Source organism: Kitasatospora cineracea (assembly GCF_003751605.1).
GTDB classification, from domain to species: Bacteria; Actinomycetota; Actinomycetes; order Streptomycetales; family Streptomycetaceae; genus Kitasatospora; species Kitasatospora cineracea.
Genome location: NZ_RJVJ01000001.1, coordinates 4,663,018 through 4,682,260 on the forward strand (window position 1 = coordinate 4,663,018; position 19,243 = coordinate 4,682,260).

The 19,243-nt window shown below is 75.5% G+C and carries 16 protein-coding genes, 1 tRNA gene and 1 pseudogene; 7 read left to right on the forward strand and 11 right to left on the reverse strand.

All coding sequences use genetic code 11. From position 1 onward, the window contains the following. Positions 1-6: 6 nt before the first annotated feature. Entirely contained in the window at positions 7-1,404 is a 1,398-nt protein-coding gene (locus EDD39_RS21130; protein WP_123558273.1) for an NADP-dependent succinic semialdehyde dehydrogenase, read from the reverse strand. A 68-nt stretch (positions 1,405-1,472) separates the two neighbouring features. Next, positions 1,473-1,543: transfer RNA gene (locus tag EDD39_RS21135), tRNA-Cys, on the reverse strand. Positions 1,544-1,757: 214 nt separating this feature from the next. Here EDD39_RS21135 and EDD39_RS21140 point away from each other — a divergent pair. Then, positions 1,758-2,240: a helix-turn-helix domain-containing protein gene (locus EDD39_RS21140; RefSeq protein WP_123560689.1), complete on the forward strand. Its 483-nt coding sequence runs from the start codon at positions 1,758-1,760 to the stop codon at positions 2,238-2,240. 10 nt (positions 2,241-2,250) lie between these two features. Then, the gene (locus EDD39_RS21145) at positions 2,251-2,664 is read left to right on the forward strand and encodes a VOC family protein (protein ID WP_030460815.1); all 414 of its coding nucleotides are present in this window, start codon (positions 2,251-2,253) and stop codon (positions 2,662-2,664) included. A gap of 92 nt (positions 2,665-2,756) precedes the next feature. Here the strand turns inward: EDD39_RS21145 and sph are convergent, their stop codons facing one another. Further along, on the reverse strand, positions 2,757-3,737 hold the full coding sequence (gene sph, locus EDD39_RS21150) for a sphingomyelin phosphodiesterase (RefSeq protein ID WP_123558275.1): 981 nt from the start codon (positions 3,735-3,737) through the stop codon (positions 2,757-2,759). A 190-nt stretch (positions 3,738-3,927) separates the two neighbouring features. Between sph and EDD39_RS21155 the strand changes: the two genes are divergently transcribed. Then, a complete protein-coding gene (locus EDD39_RS21155; RefSeq protein ID WP_123558277.1) occupies positions 3,928-4,659 on the forward strand; it encodes a Clp protease N-terminal domain-containing protein in 732 nt (243 codons plus the stop codon). A 151-nt stretch (positions 4,660-4,810) separates the two neighbouring features. Here the strand turns inward: EDD39_RS21155 and EDD39_RS21160 are convergent, their stop codons facing one another. Further along, positions 4,811-5,521, reverse strand: a complete 711-nt coding sequence (locus tag EDD39_RS21160; protein WP_123558279.1) for a type 1 glutamine amidotransferase domain-containing protein — start codon at positions 5,519-5,521, stop codon at positions 4,811-4,813. Positions 5,522-5,734: 213 nt separating this feature from the next. On the opposite strand from EDD39_RS21160, the gene EDD39_RS21165 reads away from it, so the two are divergent. Continuing rightward, on the forward strand, positions 5,735-6,361 hold the full coding sequence (locus tag EDD39_RS21165) for a GNAT family N-acetyltransferase (RefSeq protein ID WP_123558281.1): 627 nt from the start codon (positions 5,735-5,737) through the stop codon (positions 6,359-6,361). Positions 6,362-6,807: 446 nt separating this feature from the next. Here the strand turns inward: EDD39_RS21165 and srmL are convergent, their stop codons facing one another. Then, the gene (gene srmL / locus EDD39_RS21170; RefSeq protein WP_123558283.1) at positions 6,808-8,103 is read right to left on the reverse strand and encodes a PheS-related mystery ligase SrmL; all 1,296 of its coding nucleotides are present in this window, start codon (positions 8,101-8,103) and stop codon (positions 6,808-6,810) included. Positions 8,104-8,479: 376 nt separating this feature from the next. On the opposite strand from srmL, the gene EDD39_RS21175 reads away from it, so the two are divergent. Then, positions 8,480-9,124 (forward strand): class I SAM-dependent methyltransferase, encoded by a 645-nt coding sequence (locus tag EDD39_RS21175; protein ID WP_123558285.1) that lies wholly within the window; start codon positions 8,480-8,482, stop codon positions 9,122-9,124. Positions 9,125-9,245: 121 nt separating this feature from the next. Here the strand turns inward: EDD39_RS21175 and EDD39_RS21180 are convergent, their stop codons facing one another. Then, positions 9,246-10,217 carry a helix-turn-helix transcriptional regulator gene (locus EDD39_RS21180; protein ID WP_123558287.1) on the reverse strand — a complete coding sequence of 324 codons (972 nt, stop codon included), beginning with the start codon at positions 10,215-10,217 and terminating at the stop codon, positions 9,246-9,248. Positions 10,218-10,467: 250 nt separating this feature from the next. Between EDD39_RS21180 and EDD39_RS21185 the strand changes: the two genes are divergently transcribed. After that, positions 10,468-14,262 carry a S8 family serine peptidase gene (locus tag EDD39_RS21185; RefSeq protein WP_148089487.1) on the forward strand — a complete coding sequence of 1,265 codons (3,795 nt, stop codon included), beginning with the start codon at positions 10,468-10,470 and terminating at the stop codon, positions 14,260-14,262. A 125-nt stretch (positions 14,263-14,387) separates the two neighbouring features. On the opposite strand, the gene EDD39_RS21190 is transcribed toward EDD39_RS21185, so the two are convergent. The 3 genes from EDD39_RS21190 to EDD39_RS21200 all read right to left on the reverse strand — a co-directional run bounded on the left by EDD39_RS21190 (position 14,388) and on the right by EDD39_RS21200 (position 16,651). Beyond that, on the reverse strand, positions 14,388-15,044 hold the full coding sequence (locus EDD39_RS21190; RefSeq protein ID WP_123558291.1) for a hypothetical protein: 657 nt from the start codon (positions 15,042-15,044) through the stop codon (positions 14,388-14,390). A 111-nt stretch (positions 15,045-15,155) separates the two neighbouring features. Continuing rightward, positions 15,156-15,968: an alpha/beta fold hydrolase gene (locus tag EDD39_RS21195; protein ID WP_244256876.1), complete on the reverse strand. Its 813-nt coding sequence runs from the start codon at positions 15,966-15,968 to the stop codon at positions 15,156-15,158. Between the two features lie 89 nt (positions 15,969-16,057). Next, positions 16,058-16,651: a helix-turn-helix domain-containing protein gene (locus EDD39_RS21200; RefSeq protein WP_244256877.1), complete on the reverse strand. Its 594-nt coding sequence runs from the start codon at positions 16,649-16,651 to the stop codon at positions 16,058-16,060. Between the two features lie 282 nt (positions 16,652-16,933). Between EDD39_RS21200 and EDD39_RS21205 the strand changes: the two are divergent. Then, a pseudogene (locus tag EDD39_RS21205) lies at positions 16,934-17,379 on the forward strand (YbaK/EbsC family protein); the annotation flags it as partial. Between the two features lie 133 nt (positions 17,380-17,512). On the opposite strand, the gene EDD39_RS21210 reads toward EDD39_RS21205, so the two are convergent. Beyond that, positions 17,513-18,682: an AI-2E family transporter gene (locus tag EDD39_RS21210; RefSeq protein ID WP_244256879.1), complete on the reverse strand. Its 1,170-nt coding sequence runs from the start codon at positions 18,680-18,682 to the stop codon at positions 17,513-17,515. A 339-nt stretch (positions 18,683-19,021) separates the two neighbouring features. Further along, entirely contained in the window at positions 19,022-19,195 is a 174-nt protein-coding gene (locus EDD39_RS21215; protein WP_123558295.1) for a CsbD family protein, read from the reverse strand. Positions 19,196-19,243 lie beyond the last annotated feature (48 nt).

Below are 19,243 nucleotides of genomic sequence, written 5' to 3' on the forward strand. Positions count from 1 at the left end.
GCTGCCTCAGCTGCCGGACCACACCGTGGTGATGTTGCAGAACTCGCGGATGCCGTGACCGGACAGCTCCCGTCCGTAGCCGGAGCGCCGCACCCCGCCGAACGGGAACGCGGGGTGCGAGGCGGTCATCCCGTTGAAGAAGACCCCGCCCGCCCGCAGGTCGCGCACGCACCGCTCGCGGTCCGTGTCGTCCCGGGTCCAGACGTTCGAACTCAGGCCGAACGGCGAGTCGTTGGCGACCGCGACGGCCTCGTCCAGGTCGCCGACCCGGTACACGGTGGCGACCGGGCCGAACGCCTCCTCACGGTGGATCCGCATCCGGGGGGTGACCCCGGTCAGCACCGTCGGCAGGTAGTACCAGCCGTCCGCCAGCGCCGGGTCGTCCGGGCGGCCGCCGCCGCAGGCCACCGACGCGCCGAGCGCGACCGCGTCCGCGACCAGCTCCTCCAGGTCGGTGCGGCCCTGCTCGGTGGCCAGCGGGCCGACCTCGGTGCCGTCGGCGGCCGGGTCGCCGACCGTCAGCGCCCGCATCCGCGCGGTGAACGCGGACAGGAACTCCTCGTACACGTCCGTGTGCACGATGAAGCGCTTCGCGGCGATGCAGGACTGCCCGTTGTTCTGCACCCGCGCGGTCACCGCCCGCTCCGCCGCGGCCGGCACGTCCGCCGAGGGCAGCACCAGGAACGGGTCGCTGCCGCCCAGCTCCAGCACCGTCTTCTTGATCTCGTCGCCCGCGACCGCCGCCACCGAGCGGCCCGCGCCCTCGCTGCCGGTCAGCGTCACCGCCACGACCCGCTCGTCCCGGATCACCGCCTCCACCTGGGACGAGGAGATCAGCAGGGTCTGGAAGCAGCCCTGCGGGAACCCGGCGCGGGCGAACAGCTCCTCCAGCGCGAGCGCCGTGCGCGGCACGTTCGAGGCGTGCTTCAGCAGGCCCACGTTGCCCGCCATCAGGGCGGGCGCGGCGAACCGCACCACCTGCCAGAACGGGAAGTTCCACGGCATCACCGCCAGCACCGGCCCCAGCGGCCGGTAGCGGACGTACGCCGACACGCCGCCCGAGTCCGCCACGTCGGCGTCCGCCGGGTGCTCGTCGGCGAGCAGCGCCTCCGCCCGGTCCGCGTACCAGCGCATCGCCTTCGCGCACTTCGCGGCCTCGGCCCGGGCCTGGGCCAGCGGCTTGCCCATCTCCAGGGTCATCGTCCGGGCGACCTTGTCGTTGGCCTGCTCCAGCAGCTCGGCCGCCCGGTGCATCAGCTCGGCGCGGTGCGCGAACGTGGTCAGCCGCCAGGACTCGAACGCCGACTGGGCCCGGGCCAGCCGGCGCTCCACACCGGCCTCGTCCAGCGGATCGAAGACCTCGACGGTACGGCCGTCGGCCGGATTGACAGTGGCGATGGCCATCGGGCCATTCCTTCCTCGACTGCCGCCCGGCCAACCGGGCGGGGGCGGACACATCGAGGGGAGCGAGGAGGTGGAGACAGGAATCGAACCCATGTACGCGGCCCTGCAAGCCGCTGCCTCGCCTCTCGGCCACTCCACCGGGCTCCCTCGCGTGACTCAAAAGCTAGCAGCGGAGGGGGCGCGGACGGGCGCCCGACCCGCCCGGAACTCACCCGAATGCTGCGGTGCGCGAGAAATGTGACGAATGGTCAGGAGATGATCGAATCATCCTCTGTCGATCGCCGGGCGGGGCGACTACCCTGGGCGCCGTGCAGATCGACGACCTCAAGCGCCTCCGCAAGGCCCGCGACACCATGGACCGCGACTACGCCGAACCCCTGGACGTCACGGCCCTCGCCAAGGTCGCCCTGATGTCCGTCGGCCACTTCCAGCGCAGCTTCCGCGCCGCGTACGGCGAGACCCCGTACAGCTACCTGATGACGCGGCGGATCGAGCGGGCCAAGACGCTGCTGCGCCGGGGCGACCTGTCCGTCACCGAGGTGTGCATGGCCGTCGGCTGTACCTCGCTGGGCTCGTTCAGCACCCGGTTCACCGAACTCGTCGGCGAGAGCCCCAGCACGTACCGGGCCCGCGACCACAGCGCCGCCGAGCACATCACCGCGTGCGTGGCGATGTACCTGACCAGGCCGATCCGCGGCACCGACACCGGGCGGCCGCGGCAGCAGGAGCCGGGTCCGGAGTCGCAGCCGGGTCCGGGGCCGGAGTCGCAGCCGGGTCCGGAGCCGGAGACGCAGCCGGTCAGGAACGGAGAAGCGCGGGCCGCGGCGGATCGGTAGCGTCTGGGGCATGGACATCAAGCTTTCGCAGTGCTTCATCGCCGTCGACGACCACGAGGCCGCGCTCGGCTTCTACCGGGACGCGCTCGGGCTCGAGGTGCGCAACGACGTCGGCTTCGAGGGGATGCGCTGGGTCACCCTCGGTTCGACCGCCCAGCCCGACGTCGAGGTCGTGCTGGAGCCCCCGGTCGCCGACCCGGGCGCCACCGACGCCGACCGGCAGGCTGCCGCCGAACTGCTCGCCAAGGGCCTGCTGCGGGCCGTCAACTTCCGCACCGCCGACTGCGACGCCACCTTCGAGAAGGTCCGCGCCACCGGGGCCGACGTGCTCCAGGAGCCGATGGACCAGCCCTACGGCGTCCGCGACTGCGCCTTCCGCGACCCGGCCGGCAACATGGTCCGCTTCGCCCAGCCCAGCCGGTAGGGCCCCGGCCCGGCCGATGGACCCTTGCCGGGCCGGCGGACGCCGCTCGCGGGACGACCCCGCGGGCGGCGTCCGCCGTCTCCGGCGCCGGATCAGCCCGCGAGCAGCGGGTAGTGGTCCGACAGGTCGGTGTACGTGTACGAGCTGCCCCAGCTGCTCACCGTCCACGGCGCGGAGTGGAAGCGGTGCACGGTATTGGTGTACTGCTGCGGGCGGGCGTGGTCGGCCCGGTACAGCACGTAGTCCAGGTCCTCCTTCGGCTCGCCGGGGTAGCGGTAGGCGGCGATCGAGTTGTCGACGGTGTCGAAGGAGTTCGCCCAGCCGGTGCGGGTGGTGGCCGGAGCGAGGTTGCCGTTGGCCAGCAGCGCCGGGTACTCGCCGCCGTGCGAGTCGATGTTGAGGTCGCCGGCCAGCACGATCGGCTCGTCCGCCGGGATCTGCTTGGCGTCCAGGAAGGCCCGCATCGCGCGCAGCTGCCTGCCCCGGACGTCCGCGGCCTGGCCGCCGGCGCAGCCGGAGTCGGTGGACTGCAGGTGGGTGCCCACCACGTGGGTGCGCTGCCCGTTCACGTTGATCTGCGCGTAGACGAACCCCTTGTTGGACCACCAGTCCGAGCCGCAGGCGTCCTTGAACACGTACTGCTCCTTGCGCAGGATCGGCCACTTGCTCAGCAGCAGCACCCCGCCGTCCTCCGGGGTGGTGCTGCTGTAGCTGCCGGACGTCGCGTCCCAGCCGGAGGTGGAGCGGCCCACCACCGGTGTGCGGTACGGGTAGGCGCCGGCCGCCTTCGCCGCCAGCGCGTCCGAGGCCGTGTTGTCGAACGCCTCCTGGAGGACCACCACGTCGTGGCCCTGGAAGAAGTCCGCGCCGGCGATCGCCTGGGCGCGCTGGGCCTGGCCCCAGTTCGGGTAGAGCGAGGTGCTCATCAGGAAGGTGTTGTAGCTGAGCACGTCCAGCGGGGCGACGGTGGCGGGCGCGGTCTCGGCGTGCGCGGCGGCGGCCTGAGTGGTCGTCAACAGGGCGGCCGCGGCGGTGAGTGCGGCGGCGGTGCGGGCGGCGCGAAGGGCGGACATGGAGGCTCCGGTGGGTGAGGGCCGGTCGATGTTGTGCAGTCAACTCGGGCCGCCGTGACGCGGACAAGACAGCGGGCGGCGGGTGGGTGAACTCGGCCGAAACACCACCTACCGGCGGGTAGGAACCGGCCGCGCCGGGCACTGTCAACGGAAGGTTGACACCCTTTGACTGTCAACCTAAGGTTGCCTCATGGCAGACACCTCCGGAGCGAAGCCCTCCGTTCGGCTCGACGACCTGATCGAGGGCATCAAGAAGTCGTACCCCGAAGCGCTCGACCAGCTGTCCAACGCGGTCCTGGTCGCCGACCACCTCGGCGACGTGGCCGACCACCTGATCGGCCACTTCGTCGACCAGGCCCGCCGCTCCGGCGCGTCCTGGACCGACATCGGCCGCAGCATGGGCGTCACCCGCCAGGCCGCCCAGAAGCGCTTCGTCCCCAAGGACCCCGGCGAGGTCACCGGGACCGACACCGCGCAGGGCTTCAACCGGTTCACCCCGCGGGCCCGCAACGTGGTGATGGCCGCCCACCAGGCCGCCAAGGACGCCCGCAACGACGAGGTCCGCACCGAGCACCTGGTGCTCGGCCTGCTCGCCGAACCCGAGGGCCTCGCCGCCGCCTACCTGGTCACCAGCGGCGTCCCGCTCGACACCGTCCGGGAGGCCGCGCTGGCCGCGCTCCCGCCCGCCGTCGAGGACGCCCCCGAACTCGTCCCCTACGACGCCGGGGCCAAGAAGGCCCTCGAACTCACCATGCGCGAGGCCCTCCGCCTCGGCCACAACTACGTCGGCACCGAGCACCTGCTGCTCGCCCTCCTCGAGCACGAGGCGGGCACCGGCATCCTCACCTCGCTCGGCCTCGACAAGGCCGCCGCCGAGGCCGAGTTCCTCGCCACCCTCGCCCAACTGACCAACGAGTCCTGACGGTTCGACCCGCACACCCCGCGAGCGGCGGGGCCGCCCTGGGACGGGAGCGGCCCCGCCGCTCACGGCTGCCCGGCAACGGCCGGGGCAAACGCGCTCACCGGGCGGAACGCGGCGCCCGGGCGGAACGCGGCGCCCGGGCGGAACGCGGCTACCGGGCGAGCGCGGCGAGCAGCTGGGCGGCCAGGCGGGCCGAGGAGGCCGGGTTCTGGCCGGTGTGCAGGTTGCGGTCGGCGGTGGTGAACGGCAGCAGCGGCAGGCGGCCCTTGACGTAGTGGGCGCCCTCGGCGCGCAGCCGGTCCTCCAGCAGCCAGGCGGCCTTGCGGCCGAAGCTGTTCAGCTTCTCCTCGGTGTTGGACAGCGCGGTCATCCGGTAGCCGGTGAACGGCCAGGACCCGCCCTCGTCGCGGGCGGCCAGCAGCGCGGCCGGGGCGTGGCAGAGCAGCCCGAGCGGGCGGCCGGAGCGCAGCACCCGGGTCAGCAGCGCGCCGGAGACCGGGTCCTGCGCGAGGTCCTCCATCGGGCCGTGGCCGCCGGGGTAGAAGACGGTGTCGAAGTCGGCCGGGTCGACGGCCTCCAGCGCGACCGGGCGGGCCAGTTCGGCCCGGATCGAGCCGAGGTACGCGGAGACCTCGCGCAGCGTGCGGGGCAGCCCGGCGGTGCGGGACATGCTGAGCCGGTCCAGCGTCGGCGGCCGCCCGCCCGGCGTGGCCAGCGTGACCTGCCGGCCCACCGCGGTGAACTCCCGGTGCGGGACGGCGAGTTCCTCGCCCCAGTAGCCGGACGGGTGCCGCGTCCCGTCGCGCAGCGTCCAGTGGTCGGCGGCGGAGACGACGAAGAGGGCGCGGCCGGGTGCTGCCATGTCCGGAACTCCAGGGGTGCGAGGGGGCTTGCCGGATCGAAGCTACGGCCGGGCGGGACGGGTGCGGACGACGGCGCGCCGGGCGCGGGCGGCCGGGCGGTGCCCCGCGCAGTCGGGTTCCGCCCCTCGAAACTCCGTTGACGACCCGTCGGCCCAGCCGGTTCGCTGCTGCCGGGAGCGATCCCGCGCACCCGTACGGAGAACGGAGCAGGCATGGCGTACCGACTGCAGGGCCCGGTGCTGGAGGGGCGGCTGGTCCGGCTGGAGCCGCTGGAGCAGCGGCACGCCGCGGGGTTGGCGCGGGCGGCGGCGGAGAGCCGGGACAGCTACGGGTTCACCTGGGTGCCGAGCACGGAGGAGAGCGCCGCCGAGTACGTCGCCACCCAGCAGGGGCGGGCCGCCGAGGGCCGGCTCGCCCCGTACGCGCAGGTCTCGCGGGCCACCGGCCGGGTCGTCGGCGCCACCGCGTTCTGGGACCCGCGGACCCTGCCGGACACCGACGTGCTGTACGCCGTCGAGATCGGCTTCACCTGGCTCGCCGCCTCCGCGCAGGGCACCGGGATCAACGCCGAGGCCAAGCTGCTGCTCTTCCGGCACGCCTTCGAGCAGTGGCGGGTCAGCCGGGTCGACCTCAAGACCGACGCCCGCAACGCGCGCTCCCGGGCCGCGATCGCCGCGGTCGGCGCCCGCTTCGAGGGCGTGCTGCGCAAGTCGGGACGCTCCTGGGTGCCCGGGGAGGACGGCAGGCCGCGGGACGCCGCGGTCTTCTCGATCGTCGACGACGAGTGGCCGCAGGCCAAGGCCGCCCTCCAGGAGCGCATCGCCCGCTACGGGACGTGACGCTGCGGGACGTGACGTCACGGGAAGCGGCGCCACGGGGAGTAGCGCCTGGGGAGTGACGGGTGCGGCGTCACTTCCCGTGCGGGGGTGGCGGGTTGGCCGGGCCGGGTGGTGGCGGGGGCGCGCCGCCCATGCCGGTCGGCTTCCCGGACGGAGCTTTCTGCGGTGCCACGGTTCCCCTCCTCGGTGCGCCCGGCGGCGGAGCGGGCCGCCGCCGGCAGGTGCGGTCAACGGCTGGATTCCCTCCGGGCGCCGGGCTATGCGACCGCACATCCGTCCAGCTCCACCCACTGCGGGACGACGATCCGATCATCGGCCCACGGTGCGGGCGCGCTCACCCCTCGGACGGGCCCCCGCCCGGCGGTCCGATCAGCGCGCCGGTGCGCTCGGCCCGCCGCCCGTTCTCGAAGCCCCCGCCCCCGCTGGGACTGGGGCCTCACCCCGCCCTACCGCGGCTTACCGGCCGCCGTCGCTGTCGTCGTCGGAGCCGTCGGAGCTGCCGGAGCTGCCGGAGCCGTCGCCCACTGGTGCGCGGTGCCCTGGTGCAGGGCCGCGTAGACGCGGTCGCGCAGGGCGTTGGCCTCGGCGTCGGTGAGGGTGCGGTGCAGGTCGCGCAGGACGACCTTGAGCAGCAGGTTGTGCTGGTCGGGGCGGGCGCCGAGGCGGGCCAGGGCCTGCGGGGGCAGGTCGCGGCAGGGGGTGGCGGCGAGGACCTCGACCGTCTCCACCCGGTCGGCGTCCGCGCCGAGCGCGTCCCGGACGCGGTCGCCGAGGTCCTCGGCGAGGTCGGCGCCGTCCACCGCGACGGACAGGTCGCGGCGGACCGCGGGCAGCGCGGAGACCGGCCGGTACGGGGCGAGGTCGGTGAGCTGGGCGGCGACGGCCGGGTCGGCGGAGCGCAGCAGGCGGATGTCGGGAATGCCCTTGCGCAGCATCAGCACCCGATCCAGGCCCAGACCGAGGGCCAGCCCGCTCCACTCCGGCCCCAGCCCGGCCCCGGCCAGCACCCGCGGATGGGCCAGCCCGCACTCGGCGACCTCCACCCACTCCTCCTCGTCCGCGCCGCCGTTCCCGCCGCCGTTCCCCTCGCCGTTCCCGCCCGCCGCGACGTCCAGTTGACGCCCCGCCAGGGTGTACGGGTGGACCCGCTCCTCGGTGCGGTACGCCGCCCCCGGCAGCAGCGCCCCGGCCAGCGCGGCGATCATCCCGGTCAGGTCGTCCGGCCCGGCCGGGAGCGGACGGCGGGTCAGGTACCACAGGTCCAGCTGGTGCGGGGTGCCGTTGTGCAGCCGGTCGATGCTGTCGCGCCGGTAGACCAGGCCGGGGCAGACCAGCAGCACCGACTCCGGCGCGGCACCGGCCGCGGCCCGCGCGGCGAGCGCCCGCAGCGCGCCCGGGACCAGCGCGCTGGAGTGGCTGCGCAGCATCCGCCGGTCGTCGACGTACCGGGTGTAGCGGGCGTCCCGGGTGATGTCGTCGGCGCGGTAGTTGAGGTGGTCGTAGTTGTCGGCGACGGTCACCGCCCGCTCGCCCCGGTGCACCAGCACCTCGCACCCCCAGCGCCCGGCCAGCGCCCGCGCGGCGCGGTCGACCAGCAGTTGCAGGGCGTGCGGCCCGGCGGCCGGGTCGGTCAGGTCGCGGACGGCGAGGTCGCGGGCGAGCTGCTCCGCGGACAGGTGGCGGACGGAACCACGGGGGGACGTGCGGTCAGGAGTGGCGGTGCGGTCAGGGGTGGTGGACATGGCGGCCTCCGGGCCTGGTCGGAAGAGGGCAACGAGGGGGAACACCACACCCCCCGGCCCCTGGGCACGACCCGCCACCGGGGGCCGACCCGCTCCGCCGGAGCCTCGCTACCGGCGCGACGGAACCCGCCCCCTGCGGCACCCATCGGGAGCCGGGGGGCCGGTAAATCGGCGAGAGTTCGCAACGACGGCCATGCCCGGAGTCTAGGCACCCCACCCGGCCCGCCCGCAACGCATTTACCGCCCCGCCCCACCGCCCCGCCCGGAACCCCGGCCCCCGGCCCGGCCCCGGCTAGGCTGAGCGCCTCCCGGCGCCGGACGACACCGGCCGCCGGACGGGACCGGGCAGCGGGCGACGGACAGCGGGAGGCGCGGGATGGGGACGGACCACGGGGTCGGCCTGGCGTACGACGGGGTGGCGGAGCTGTACGCCAACCTGTTCCGGGGCGAACTCGCCACCCAGGAAGCCGAGTTGGCGCAGATCCGGCGGCTGGTCGAGGCGCCCGCGGTGGCCGGGCGCGGGCTGCCGGTGGGCGACCTCGGCTGCGGGCCGGGGGAGGCGACGGAGCTGCTGACCGGCCTGGGCGTGCGCGCGTTCGGGTTGGACCTGTCGGCCGGGATGCTGGCGCAGGCCCGGCTGGCGCACCCCGGCCGGCCGTTCCTGCGCGGCTCGCTGCGCTCGCTCCCGCTCGCCGACGGCAGCCTCGGCGCGGTGCTCGCCCGCTACTCGCTGATCCACCTCCCGCCCGCCGAACTCCCGTCCGTGCTGGCCGAGTTGAACCGGGTGCTGACCCCGGGCGGCCTGCTGCTGACCGGGTTCTTCGCCGCCGACCCGGAGCTCGGCGACCGCGACCTGCCCGTCCCGTTCGACCACAAGGTGTCCACCGCACACCGCTGGCCGGTGGACACCCTGGCCGGGCTGTTCCGCGCGGCCGGCTTCACCGAGACCGCCCGCACCCGGCGCGACCCCGGCCCCGGCGAGCGCTTCCCGCAGGCCACCCTGCTGCTCACCCGCCCCTGAACCGTAGCCGCGACCCCGCCCGTCCGTCCGACCCCGCCCGCCCGTCCGTCCGACCCCGCCCCAGCCCGCCCACCCGACCGTCCGCCTAGCCCAACCCAACCCAGCCCGCCCGTCCGCCCGTTCAGTCCGCCCAGCCCCGCCGGTGCGCCTGCCAGCCGAGCTGGATCCGGGTGTCGGCGCGGGCCAGTGACATCAGCCGGCTGATCCGGCGCTGCACGGTGCGCAGTCCGAGGCTGAGCTGCTTGGCGACGGCCGGGTCGGTGGCGCCGGAGAGCAGCAGGGCGAGGATGCGCCGGTCGGTCTCGTCGGGCTCCCCGGCCGGGACGGGGCCGACGGCCAGGTCGGGGCCGGTGCGGCCGAGCGGGTGCGCCCACTCCCAGGTCTGTTCGAACAGCACGGTGAGGACGGTGACCAGGGCGGGGGCCCGGATCACCAGCGCCACCGGGTCGGTGGTGGAGGCGGTGAGCGGGACGAGGGCCAGCGAGCGGTCCGCGACGATCAGCTTGGTCGGCACGTTCTCCACCACCCGGACCTGCTGCTGCCGGTCCAGCGCCTCGAACAGCGGCCGGGCCGCGCCGGGTTCGTCCAGCGAGCGGCGCTCCAGCACCACCCGGTAGGTGACGCCGCGGGCCACCGCCGCGGTCTCCGCGCCGGTCTCGTCGGCGGCCACCACCTGGTGGCGCCCGGTCACCAGGGCCAGCAGTTCGCGCTCCGCGCCCGCCTGGAGCTGGGTGACCCGGTGGCTGATCGCGGCCCGCCCGGCCACCACCTCGATCAGGTCCCGGTGGGCCCGGTCGTTCCCGGCGGCCGCGCTGCGGTACGCCTCGGTGAGCTGGGAGGCGGTCAACTCGGCCTCCTGGAGGGCGTGCCGCTGCCCGGTGAGCAGCGCCTCCAGGGCGACGGCCGGGGGAGCGGCGGTGAAGCGCCGGGCGGCGTCGGGGGCGACCAGGCCGCTGGCCTGGAGGAGTTCGAGCGCGCCGGTGGGCAGCGGGCCGCAGCGGGCGGCCAGTTCGGCCCGGGTCGCCGGGCCGTGGGCCACCAGGTGGGTGTAGACCCGCTCGGCGTGCTCGTCCAGACCTATCGCCGCCAGCACCCGCACTCCGTTCGCCGTACCGAGAACCACCCCTGCCCGGCCGCGCCCCCCACCGCCCCTCCCGGTGCCCGCGGTGCCCCGCGGTCCGGGCCCGAACCCCCGTCAGGGGCCCGTCCCGCACCGTCGGTTCGCACCGGACGCACCCGGTGGCGGGTTGCCGCCGGGCGGTGATCCGCCAGCGCACATCATGACCGGTCAGCCGGGTTTTCTGCCAGGCTCACCGGCCATAAACCGACTCCTGGAGGCGTTCATGACACTGCCTGCGCGCATACGCGGCGCGATGGCACTGACGGTGGCGGGCATCCTCGCCACCGGCGCGCTCAGCACCACCGGCCAGGCGTACGCGGCCACCCCGGCGGCCGCCCCCGCAGCGGCCCCGGCCGGACCGGCGGCCCCCGCGAGCACCCTGACCGGCCGTCAGCCCGCCGCCCCGCGCACCGTCACCCTGGTCACCGGCGACCGGGTGCAGGTCGCCACCACCGCCGACGGCCGCACCAGCGTCACCGTCCTGCCCGACGAGCACGGCAACGTCCCGCTCACCTTCACCCAGCAGGAGAACGGCGACCAGTACGTCCTCCCGCAGCGCGCCTCCGCCGCCCTCGCCGCCGGCACCGTCGACCGCTCCCTGTTCAACGTCAGCTCGCTGCTGCGCCAGGGCTACGACGACCAGGGTGCCGAGACCCTCCCGCTGATCGCCGTCTACCGGGACGCCCGGGCCGCCGACGCCAGCCCGCAACTGCGCGCCCGCGCCGCCGGGACCAAGCAGCTCAAGGCCGTCGACGGCGTCGCCTTCGCCCCCGCCAAGGACACCGCCGCCCGCACCTGGGACCAGCTCGTCGGCCCGGACGGCAAGGGCCGCGACGGCCTGGCCAAGCTCTGGCTGGACCGCAAGGTCAAGACCGCGGGCGACGCCGCGACCCGGCAGATCGGCGCCCCCGCCGCCTGGGCGGCCGGCCTCGGCGGCGACGGCGTCAAGGTCGCCGTCCTGGACACCGGCATCGACGACCAGCACCCCGACCTGGCCGGACAGGTCGACGCCCGCCGCAACTTCACCGCCGAGACGCCCGACGAGGACGTGCACGACGCCGTCGGCCACGGCACCTTCGTCGCCTCCGAGATCGCCGGCACCGGCGCCGCCTCCGGCGGCAAGGAGCGCGGCGTCGCCGACCGGGCCCGGCTGCTGGTCGGCAAGGTCCTCGACGACGGCGGCTCCGGCACCGACTCGCAGATCATCGCCGGCATGCAGTGGGCCGCCGACTCCGGCGCCGACGTCGTCTCGATGTCACTGGGCAGCCAGGAGCCCAGCGACTGCACCGACCCGATGTCGGTGGCCGCCCAGAAGATCGCCCAGCAGTCCGAGGCGCTGTTCGTGGTCGCCGCCGGAAACCTCGGCAGCTACCAGTCCGTCAGCTCCCCGGGCTGCGCGCCCGCCGTGCTCACCGTCGGCGCCGTCGACGGCGAGGACGCCACCGCGGACTTCTCCAGCCACGGCTCGGTCACCGGCACCCACACCCTCAAGCCCGAGATCGCCGCCCCCGGCGTCGACGTCAGGGGCGCCGCAGCCGGCGGCCGCGGCGTGTACGCCTACACCGCGATGTCCGGCACCTCGATGGCCACCCCGCTGGTCGCCGGCACCGCCGCCCTGGTCAAGCAGCGCCACCCCGACTGGGACGCCGCCCGGATCAAGGCCGCCCTGGTCTCCGCCGCGCTCGCCACCGTCCCCGGCGACGTCCAGCAGGTCGGCGCGGGCCGGCTGCGCGCCGACGCCGCCACCACCCAGCGCGTGCTCGGCGCCCCCGCCGTCGGCTTCGGCGACTTCGCCTGGCCGCAGCAGAAGTCCGACACCCGCACCGTCCGACTCCCGTACACCAACACCGGCGACCGGCCCGTCACGCTGAAGCTGGCCGTCCAGCGCACCGACGGCGACGACGACTCCGCCGTCAAGGCCAAGGCCGTGCGGCTCGGCGCCGACCAGGTCACCGTCCCCGCCGGCGCCACCGTCGAGGTGCCGCTGACCCTCGACCCGACCGCCAAACTGGCCGGCGGCCAGTACGGCGACCTCACCGGCCGGGTGCTGGCCACCGCCGCGGACGGCAGCACCGTCTCCACCCCGTTCAACGCCTACGTCGAACCCGACACCTTCGCCGTCCGGGTCAGACTGATCGACCGCGACGGCAAGCCCGCCGCCCCCGACGCCGGCAGCAGCATCACCATGGTCGACCTCGGCCAGGCCACCGGCACCCGCCAGGCCCCCGACGCCAACGGCGAGATCGTCTACCGGCTGCGCCCCGGCAGCTACTCGCTCAGCGGCTACGTGGTCACCCCCGACCGGCGCGACACTACCGGCGAAGCCTCCCCCAAGGGCGTCACCGCGCTCGCCATGCCCGAACTCCGGCTCGACAAGGACACCGTCCTCACCCTCGACGCCCGCAAGGCCGACCGGATCGAGGTCAAGGCCGACCAGGACACCCGGGTCCGCAACGCGGTGCTCGAACTCGGCCGCTGGTGGGGCGACAAGTGGGTCGACTCCACCGGCGTGCGCACCGGCCTGCTGCCCGTCGAACTCTCCGCCTGGGGCTCCGGCAAGGCCCGCACCGGCGGCTTCGAGTTCGGCAGCTACCTGCGCCTGGCCGCCCCCGAGGTGGTGCTGCGCGGCGCCGGACTCACCCTGGAGCCGCACTACGCCCAGTACGCCGACGAGGCCCACCTGCCCGCCACCGGCAGCGCCGCCCTCACCGCCGTCGCCAGCCCCGCCGACCTGGCCGGCGCCGACCTCAAGGGCCGGCTCGCCCTCGTCCCCGACGACGGCACCTCCCAGCGCACCGTCTCCGCCGACGCCAAGAAGGCCGGCGCGGTCGGCGTCCTGACCTACCGCCCGACCCCCGGCGTCTTCGCCAAGAACGACATCAGCCTCGACGTCCCCGTCCTGCCGATCACCGCCGACCAGGCCGCCGCCCTCGGGACCGCCCTCGGCAAGGGCACCACCACCCTCACCTGGACCTCCACCCCCGACAGCCCTTACGTCTACAACCTGGCCTTCCACGACACCGGCTCCATCGCGGGCCGGCAGCACCACACCGTCCGCGACCGCGACCTCGCCACCGTCACCGAGGACTGGCACGCCCTCGGCACCCCCGTCCGGATGACCGACTACACCAGCGTCGAACGCCCCTGGAACCCGTACGCGGCCCAGGCCGTCGCCCAGGGCCTGGTCGCCACCCCGTCCGTTCGCACCGCCCGCTACACCGCCGACGACACCACCTGGCTGCACGACGCCCAGAGCAGCTGGCCGTTCAACGAGTTCATGCAGGACCTGCCGCGCCGCTACCAGGCCGGACAGCAGCGCACCGAACAGTGGTACCGCGGCGTGCTGCGCCCCACCGCCGGACGCGACACCGACGGCTCCCCGCTGCTGGTCGGCGAACGCCAGGCCGACCTGATCGGCGTCGACTTCAGCCGCTCGCTGTGGGGCGACGGCAACACCGACCACACCGGCTCGATGGCCTCCTTCGGCGACGGCGCCGCCGTCGAACTGTTCAGCGGCGGCGAATCGCTCGGCCGCTCCTGGTTCGGCCCCTCCAACGTCTGGGAGATCCCGGCCGAAGCCCGCGACTACACCCTGGTCCTCGAACAGCAGCGGTTCTACCACCGCGACCTGTGGCAGCGCTCCACCGCCGTCCGCACCGAGTTCGGCTTCCGCTCGGCCGGCGACCCCGCCGCCTACTCGCAGTCCCTGCCGCTGCTCCTCCCCGACTACCGGCTCGACCTGGACGGCAACAACACCGCCCCCGCCGCCCCGCTCCGGATCACCCTCGCCGCCACCGGCCAGCACGGCTACACTCCCGCCCCGCTGACCGGCGCCCGGCTCTCCTACTCCTACGACGGCGGCACCACCTGGACCGACGCCCCCGTCGGCCCCGACCGCACCGCCACCCTCGACCACACCGGCGCCACCGGGAAGACCGTCACCCTGCGCACCACCCTGACCGCGGCCGACGGCGCCACCGTGACCCAGACCGTCACCGACGCGTACGCCGTGCGCTGACGCCCTGTCATCGACGGTGCGCCGCGCAGTGACGCACCGTCACCCCGCAGGCTCGGGGCGGGCCGCCAGGAGGGGCATCTCCCGGCGGCCCGCCCCGCTGCGCCGTCCACCCCCGGGCGGCCCGGTCAGGCGGCCAGCCACGGGGCGAACTGCTCGGCCACCAGCGCGGCCACCGCCGGGGCGTCGCGGCTGCCGTCCACCTCGATGACCGGGACGCCCAGCCGGCGGGCGCCGCGCACGGCGTCCTCGGCCACCAGCCGGTCCCGGGCCACCCGGTTGGCCCGGGCCCGGGCCGGGTCCGACACCCGGGCGCCGATCGCCCCGGCCCGCGGCAGGGTGCGGAGCCGGTGCTGCCGGAACTCCTCGGTGGGGACCAGGACGACCATCCGCCGGGGCGTGTCGAGCAGCGGCGCGACCAGCTCCGGCCGCAGCCCCCACCCCTCGGCCAGCACCGGCCGGGCGGCGAACAGCCCGCCCAGGTCGTCCCGCACCCACCCGAACCGGGCCGGGAACCCGGCCAGCGCCTCGGCCGCCATCTCCTCCGGTCCGCGCGCCGACCAGACCAGGTCGGGCGCCGGGTCCGCCACCGCCACCCCCGCCGCGACCCGTCGGGCGACCCGGCGGTCCTGGTGCCCGCGGGCGTCGTGCCAGTCGTAGTGGTACACCGTCAGCCCGTGCGCCCCGGCCACCAGTTGCGCCACCGTGCTCTTGCCCGCCCACTGCGCGCCGCCGATCCACAGCGCACCGCGCAGCGTGCCGTGCGGATCCCGGACGTCCGTCATCGCTTCCTCCCGTTCGGGTGCGGCAGCGGCTGCCGTCCCGGAGAAGAGTGTCCGGGTTCGTCCGGGAAAATTGCAGTCTTGTTCTGCGCGCCGGATTGCCGCAGAGTGGAATCAGGGGGAGTGCGGCTCGCGCAGGAACTCGCCGACCAGGCGAAGCAGTTCGGCCGGCTGCTCCAGATGGACGTCATGGCCCGCGCCCCGCACGCTGACCGCGCGGACCTCCGGCCGCAGGGCCAGCATCCGGTCCGTCTCGGCGGGCGGGACGATGCCGCCCCGGCCGAGCACCAGCAGGGTCGGGCAGGCCAGTGCGGCCCAGTCCTCCCAGTGGTCGCGGGCCGCCAGCGGGGCGATCGCGGCGACCATCACCTCGGGGTCGAAGCGCGGCCACCAGCCGTCCGGGCGCCGCTCCAGGCCGTCCGCCCAGGCTTCGCCGGCCGGCCCGCCGCCGAAGAAGGCGACCGCCGCGGCCCGGTCCGGGAAGGGCAGCGGCCAGCCGCGCAGCAGGCCGCCGATCTGCCCGGGCGCGTCCGGGTTCCGCCCGGCGGCGGCCTCCACCAGCACCAGTCCGTCGAACCGGCCCGGGTGCGCGGCGGCGGCCAGCAGCGCGGTGTGCCCGCCGAGCGACTGCCCGACCAGCAGCGGCCGCTCCAGCCCGAGCCGGTCCGCGACGGCGAGCGCGTCGGCGACGTACGCGGCCCGGCCGACGTCCGCCGGGCGGCGGGTGGAACGCCCGTGCCCGCGCTGGTCGAACGCCACCACCCGGCGCCCGGGCGCCAGCGCCCCGGCCAGCGCGTCCCACTCGCCCGCGTGCCCCGCCAGCCCGTGCAGCAGCAGCACCGGCCGCGCCCCCGGATCGCCAGCCCAGTCCCGGCAGTGCAGCTCCACACCCTCGCGGACCACCGTCCGCGCCGCCCAGCCCGCCACCCGTTCCCCCGCCCGCTCCGGTCGGCACCCGTCGGTTCCTGCCGGCCCCGACCTCGACCGCCGAGGATGGCACGCCGCCCCGACCATGATCAACTCTCGTGCGGCCACCGGTGCGGGTGACGCACCACCAGCACCGCCGCCACCTCCTGCCGCGCCGCCGCCCGGTACCGGTGCGGGACGTCCGCCGCCCAGCTGTGGTGCCCGCCCGGACCGACCTCGACCAGGTCCGCCCCGGCGCCCACCAGCGCGGTGCCCGCCAGGACCACCAGGTGCTCCACGGTGCCCGGCGGGTGCGCCGCGGAACGCTGCACCCCGCCCGGCCGGATCCGGATCCGGTACGTCTCCGACACCGCCGCCGCGTCCTCGAACCGCTCCAGCAGCACGGCGTCCAGCACCCGCCCCGACACCGCCGCCTCCCCGCCCGCCTCCCCGGCGGGCGGCTCGGGCGCGGGCAGCGCGGCGCTCAGCGGCAGGCCGAGCGCGGTGGTCAGCGCGTACAGCGTCTCCAGCGTCGGATTGCGGGTGCCCGCCTCCAGCCCCGACAGGGTGGCCTTGCCGACGCCCGAACGGCGGGCCAGCTCGGAGAGGGAGAGCCCGCGGGCCGCGCGCAGCTCGCGCAGCCGCAGCCCTATCCCCGCGGAGAGCCCGGCGCTCGCCGAAATCGGTTGATCCGTTGCTCGCACGCGGTCTATCGTTCCACACGCGGAACGTTCCGTATATGGAACGCCTCGCCCCTGCCTGCCCGTCTCCCTGCCCCTACCTCTGCCCTCTGCCCTCTGCCTGCCTGGCCGATTGCTCGCCTATTTGCTTGCCTGACCGCCTGACCGCCTGACCGCCTGACCGCCTGACCGCCTGACCGCCTGACCGCCTGACCGCCTGACCGCCTGACCGCCTGACCGCCTGACCGCCTGCCTGGATGGTTCTGACCGCCCGGCTGCGGAACGCGAACGCCCCGAGGAGCCCCCGTGGAACCAGCAGCGCCCCCCGCCCTCCCGCCCCGCAGCGCCCAGGTCGCGGCCGCCCTCGCCGCCGCCGGGATCCCGGGGGAGGTCCACCTGCTCGCCGACTCCGCCCGCACCGCCGCCGAGGCCGCCGCCGCGCTCGGCTGCGAGGTCGGCGCGATCGCGAACAGCCTGGTGTTCCTCTCCGACGGCGAGCCCGTCCTGGTCCTCACCAGCGGCCGCCACCGGGTCGACACCGCCGCGCTCGCCGCCCGCTGGGGCCGCGGCCCGCTCCGCCGGGCCACCCCGAGCAGGTCCGCGAGGCCACCGGCCAGGCCATCGGCGGCGTCGCCCCGACCGGCCACCCGCGCCCGCTGCCGACCGTCGTCGACCTCGCCCTCACCGACTACCCCCGCATCTGGGCCGCCGCCGGCACCCCGCACACGGTCTTCCCGACCACCGCCGACGAACTCCTGCGCCTCACCGGCGGCACCCTGCTCCCGGTCGTGGGGAACCAGCCCGACGGCCGGTGAGGCGAGGCGGCGATCCGCCGGCGGCGAGAGCGGGGCAGGCCGGCCCCGCTCTCGCCTCGCCTCCGGCCGGTCAGCGGCGGTCGAGGTGCGGGAAGACGAACTCGTCCAGCAGCAGGCCGAGGGCGACCGCGGCGGGCACGGCGACCAGTGCGCCGACGATGCCCAGCAGCGCGCCGCCGACCAGGACGGCCACGATGGTGACGAAGGGGTGGACGTCGACGGCGAACTTCATCGTCCGCGGCATGATCAGGTAGTCCTCCAGCAGCCGGAAGCCGACGTAGAAGCCGGCCGTGGCCAGAGCGACCGGCCAGGAGACCGCGAGGGCGACCAGGCTGACGACGACGCCGCCGATGGTGGAGCCGACGATCGGCACCAGGTCCATCAGGGCCACGAACACGCCGAGGGCGGCGGCGTACGGCACGCCGACCGCGGCGCACCACACGGCGGTGGCCAGGCCGGCGATCGCGGAGGTGACCAGGTTGCCGAGCATGTAGCGCCCGGTGCGGGCGAGGATCTCCTCGGTCAGTTCGCGGGCCCGGCCGCGCCGGCTGCCCTTCACGAAGCGGTAGCAGAACTCCTTGATGTCGGGCATCCCGGCCATCAGGTAGAGGGTCACGGTGGCGACCACGGTGACCGAGGTGACGGTGTCGAGCAGCAGGCGGCCGGCCCCCAGCACGCCGCCCATCAGGCCGGGGCCCGCGCTGCCGCCGAGGGCGCTCTTGGCCTGTTCGGCGAGGTGGAAGCGGTCCTCGATCCGGCCGAGCGCCGAGTGGTGGTCGTGCACCTGGGCCAGCCAGAGCGGGATGCGCCGGGCCAGTACGCCGGCCTCCTGGCCCACCGGGGGGACCACCAGCAGCAGGAAGCCCGCGGCCAGGAGCAGGAAGGCGCCGAGCACGGCGGCCACCGCCCAGCCGCGTCGCAGGCGGCGCCGGCACAGGGCGGCGACGACCGGCTCCAGGCTCACCGCGAGGAAGGCGGAGAGCAGCAGCAGCGTCAGGAACTCCTCCAGGCGCAGCAGTTGGCGGAAGAGGAACCAGCCGGTGAGCGCGCCGAGCGCCAGCCGCAGGCCGGTGGAGAACCCGGGCAGCCGGGCGGAGGAGGAGCGCCGGGCGGGCGCCGCGGACGGCGCCGGGTCGGCCGCGGGTGCGGTCGGGGCGGCGTCGGGAGGCACCAGCAGCCGTCGGCGGATCCCGTCCGCGGCTCCGGTGGTGACGACGCGCAGTCCCGGTGGCATCTTCATGGTCATACGTCCGTTCCGCTCGCGGCCCCGTGGGCACCCTCCGGTTGCCCCGTCGCGCCGGGCCGAAGCACTCCGCAGGCCCTCCGTGCGCAGGCGGCCAGCCGCTGCGGGGGCGGGCCGGGTGGTGATGTGTGCGGGCGCGGCGCGGGCGGAGGGGCGCGGACGGGCGTGGCGAGGCCCCGGACACGTCACCGGTGAGGGGGATCGGTGTCCGGGGCCTGCTCGGCCGGGTCTGGCTTCACCGGCCGCACCGCCGCGGCGGAGGTGTGGGATCACGCCGGGGCGGCGTCGGTGTCCGCTGCCGCCTGCGGCGCAGCGGAGTTCCGGGAGGCCGGTCGCTCAGCTGCGGAAGGCGTCCTTCACGTCCTCCCCGGCCTGCTTGAGGCCGCCCTTGGCCTGCTCGGCCCGGCCCTGCGCCTCCAGGCGCTCGTTGCCGACGGCCTTGCCGACGTTCTTCTTGACGGCGCCCTTGATCTTCTCGCCGGTGTTCTCGGCCTTGTCACCCGTCGTCATGTCCGCCTCCTGGCTGCCGGTTCCGTGCTGACGAACAGTCGGGTGCCC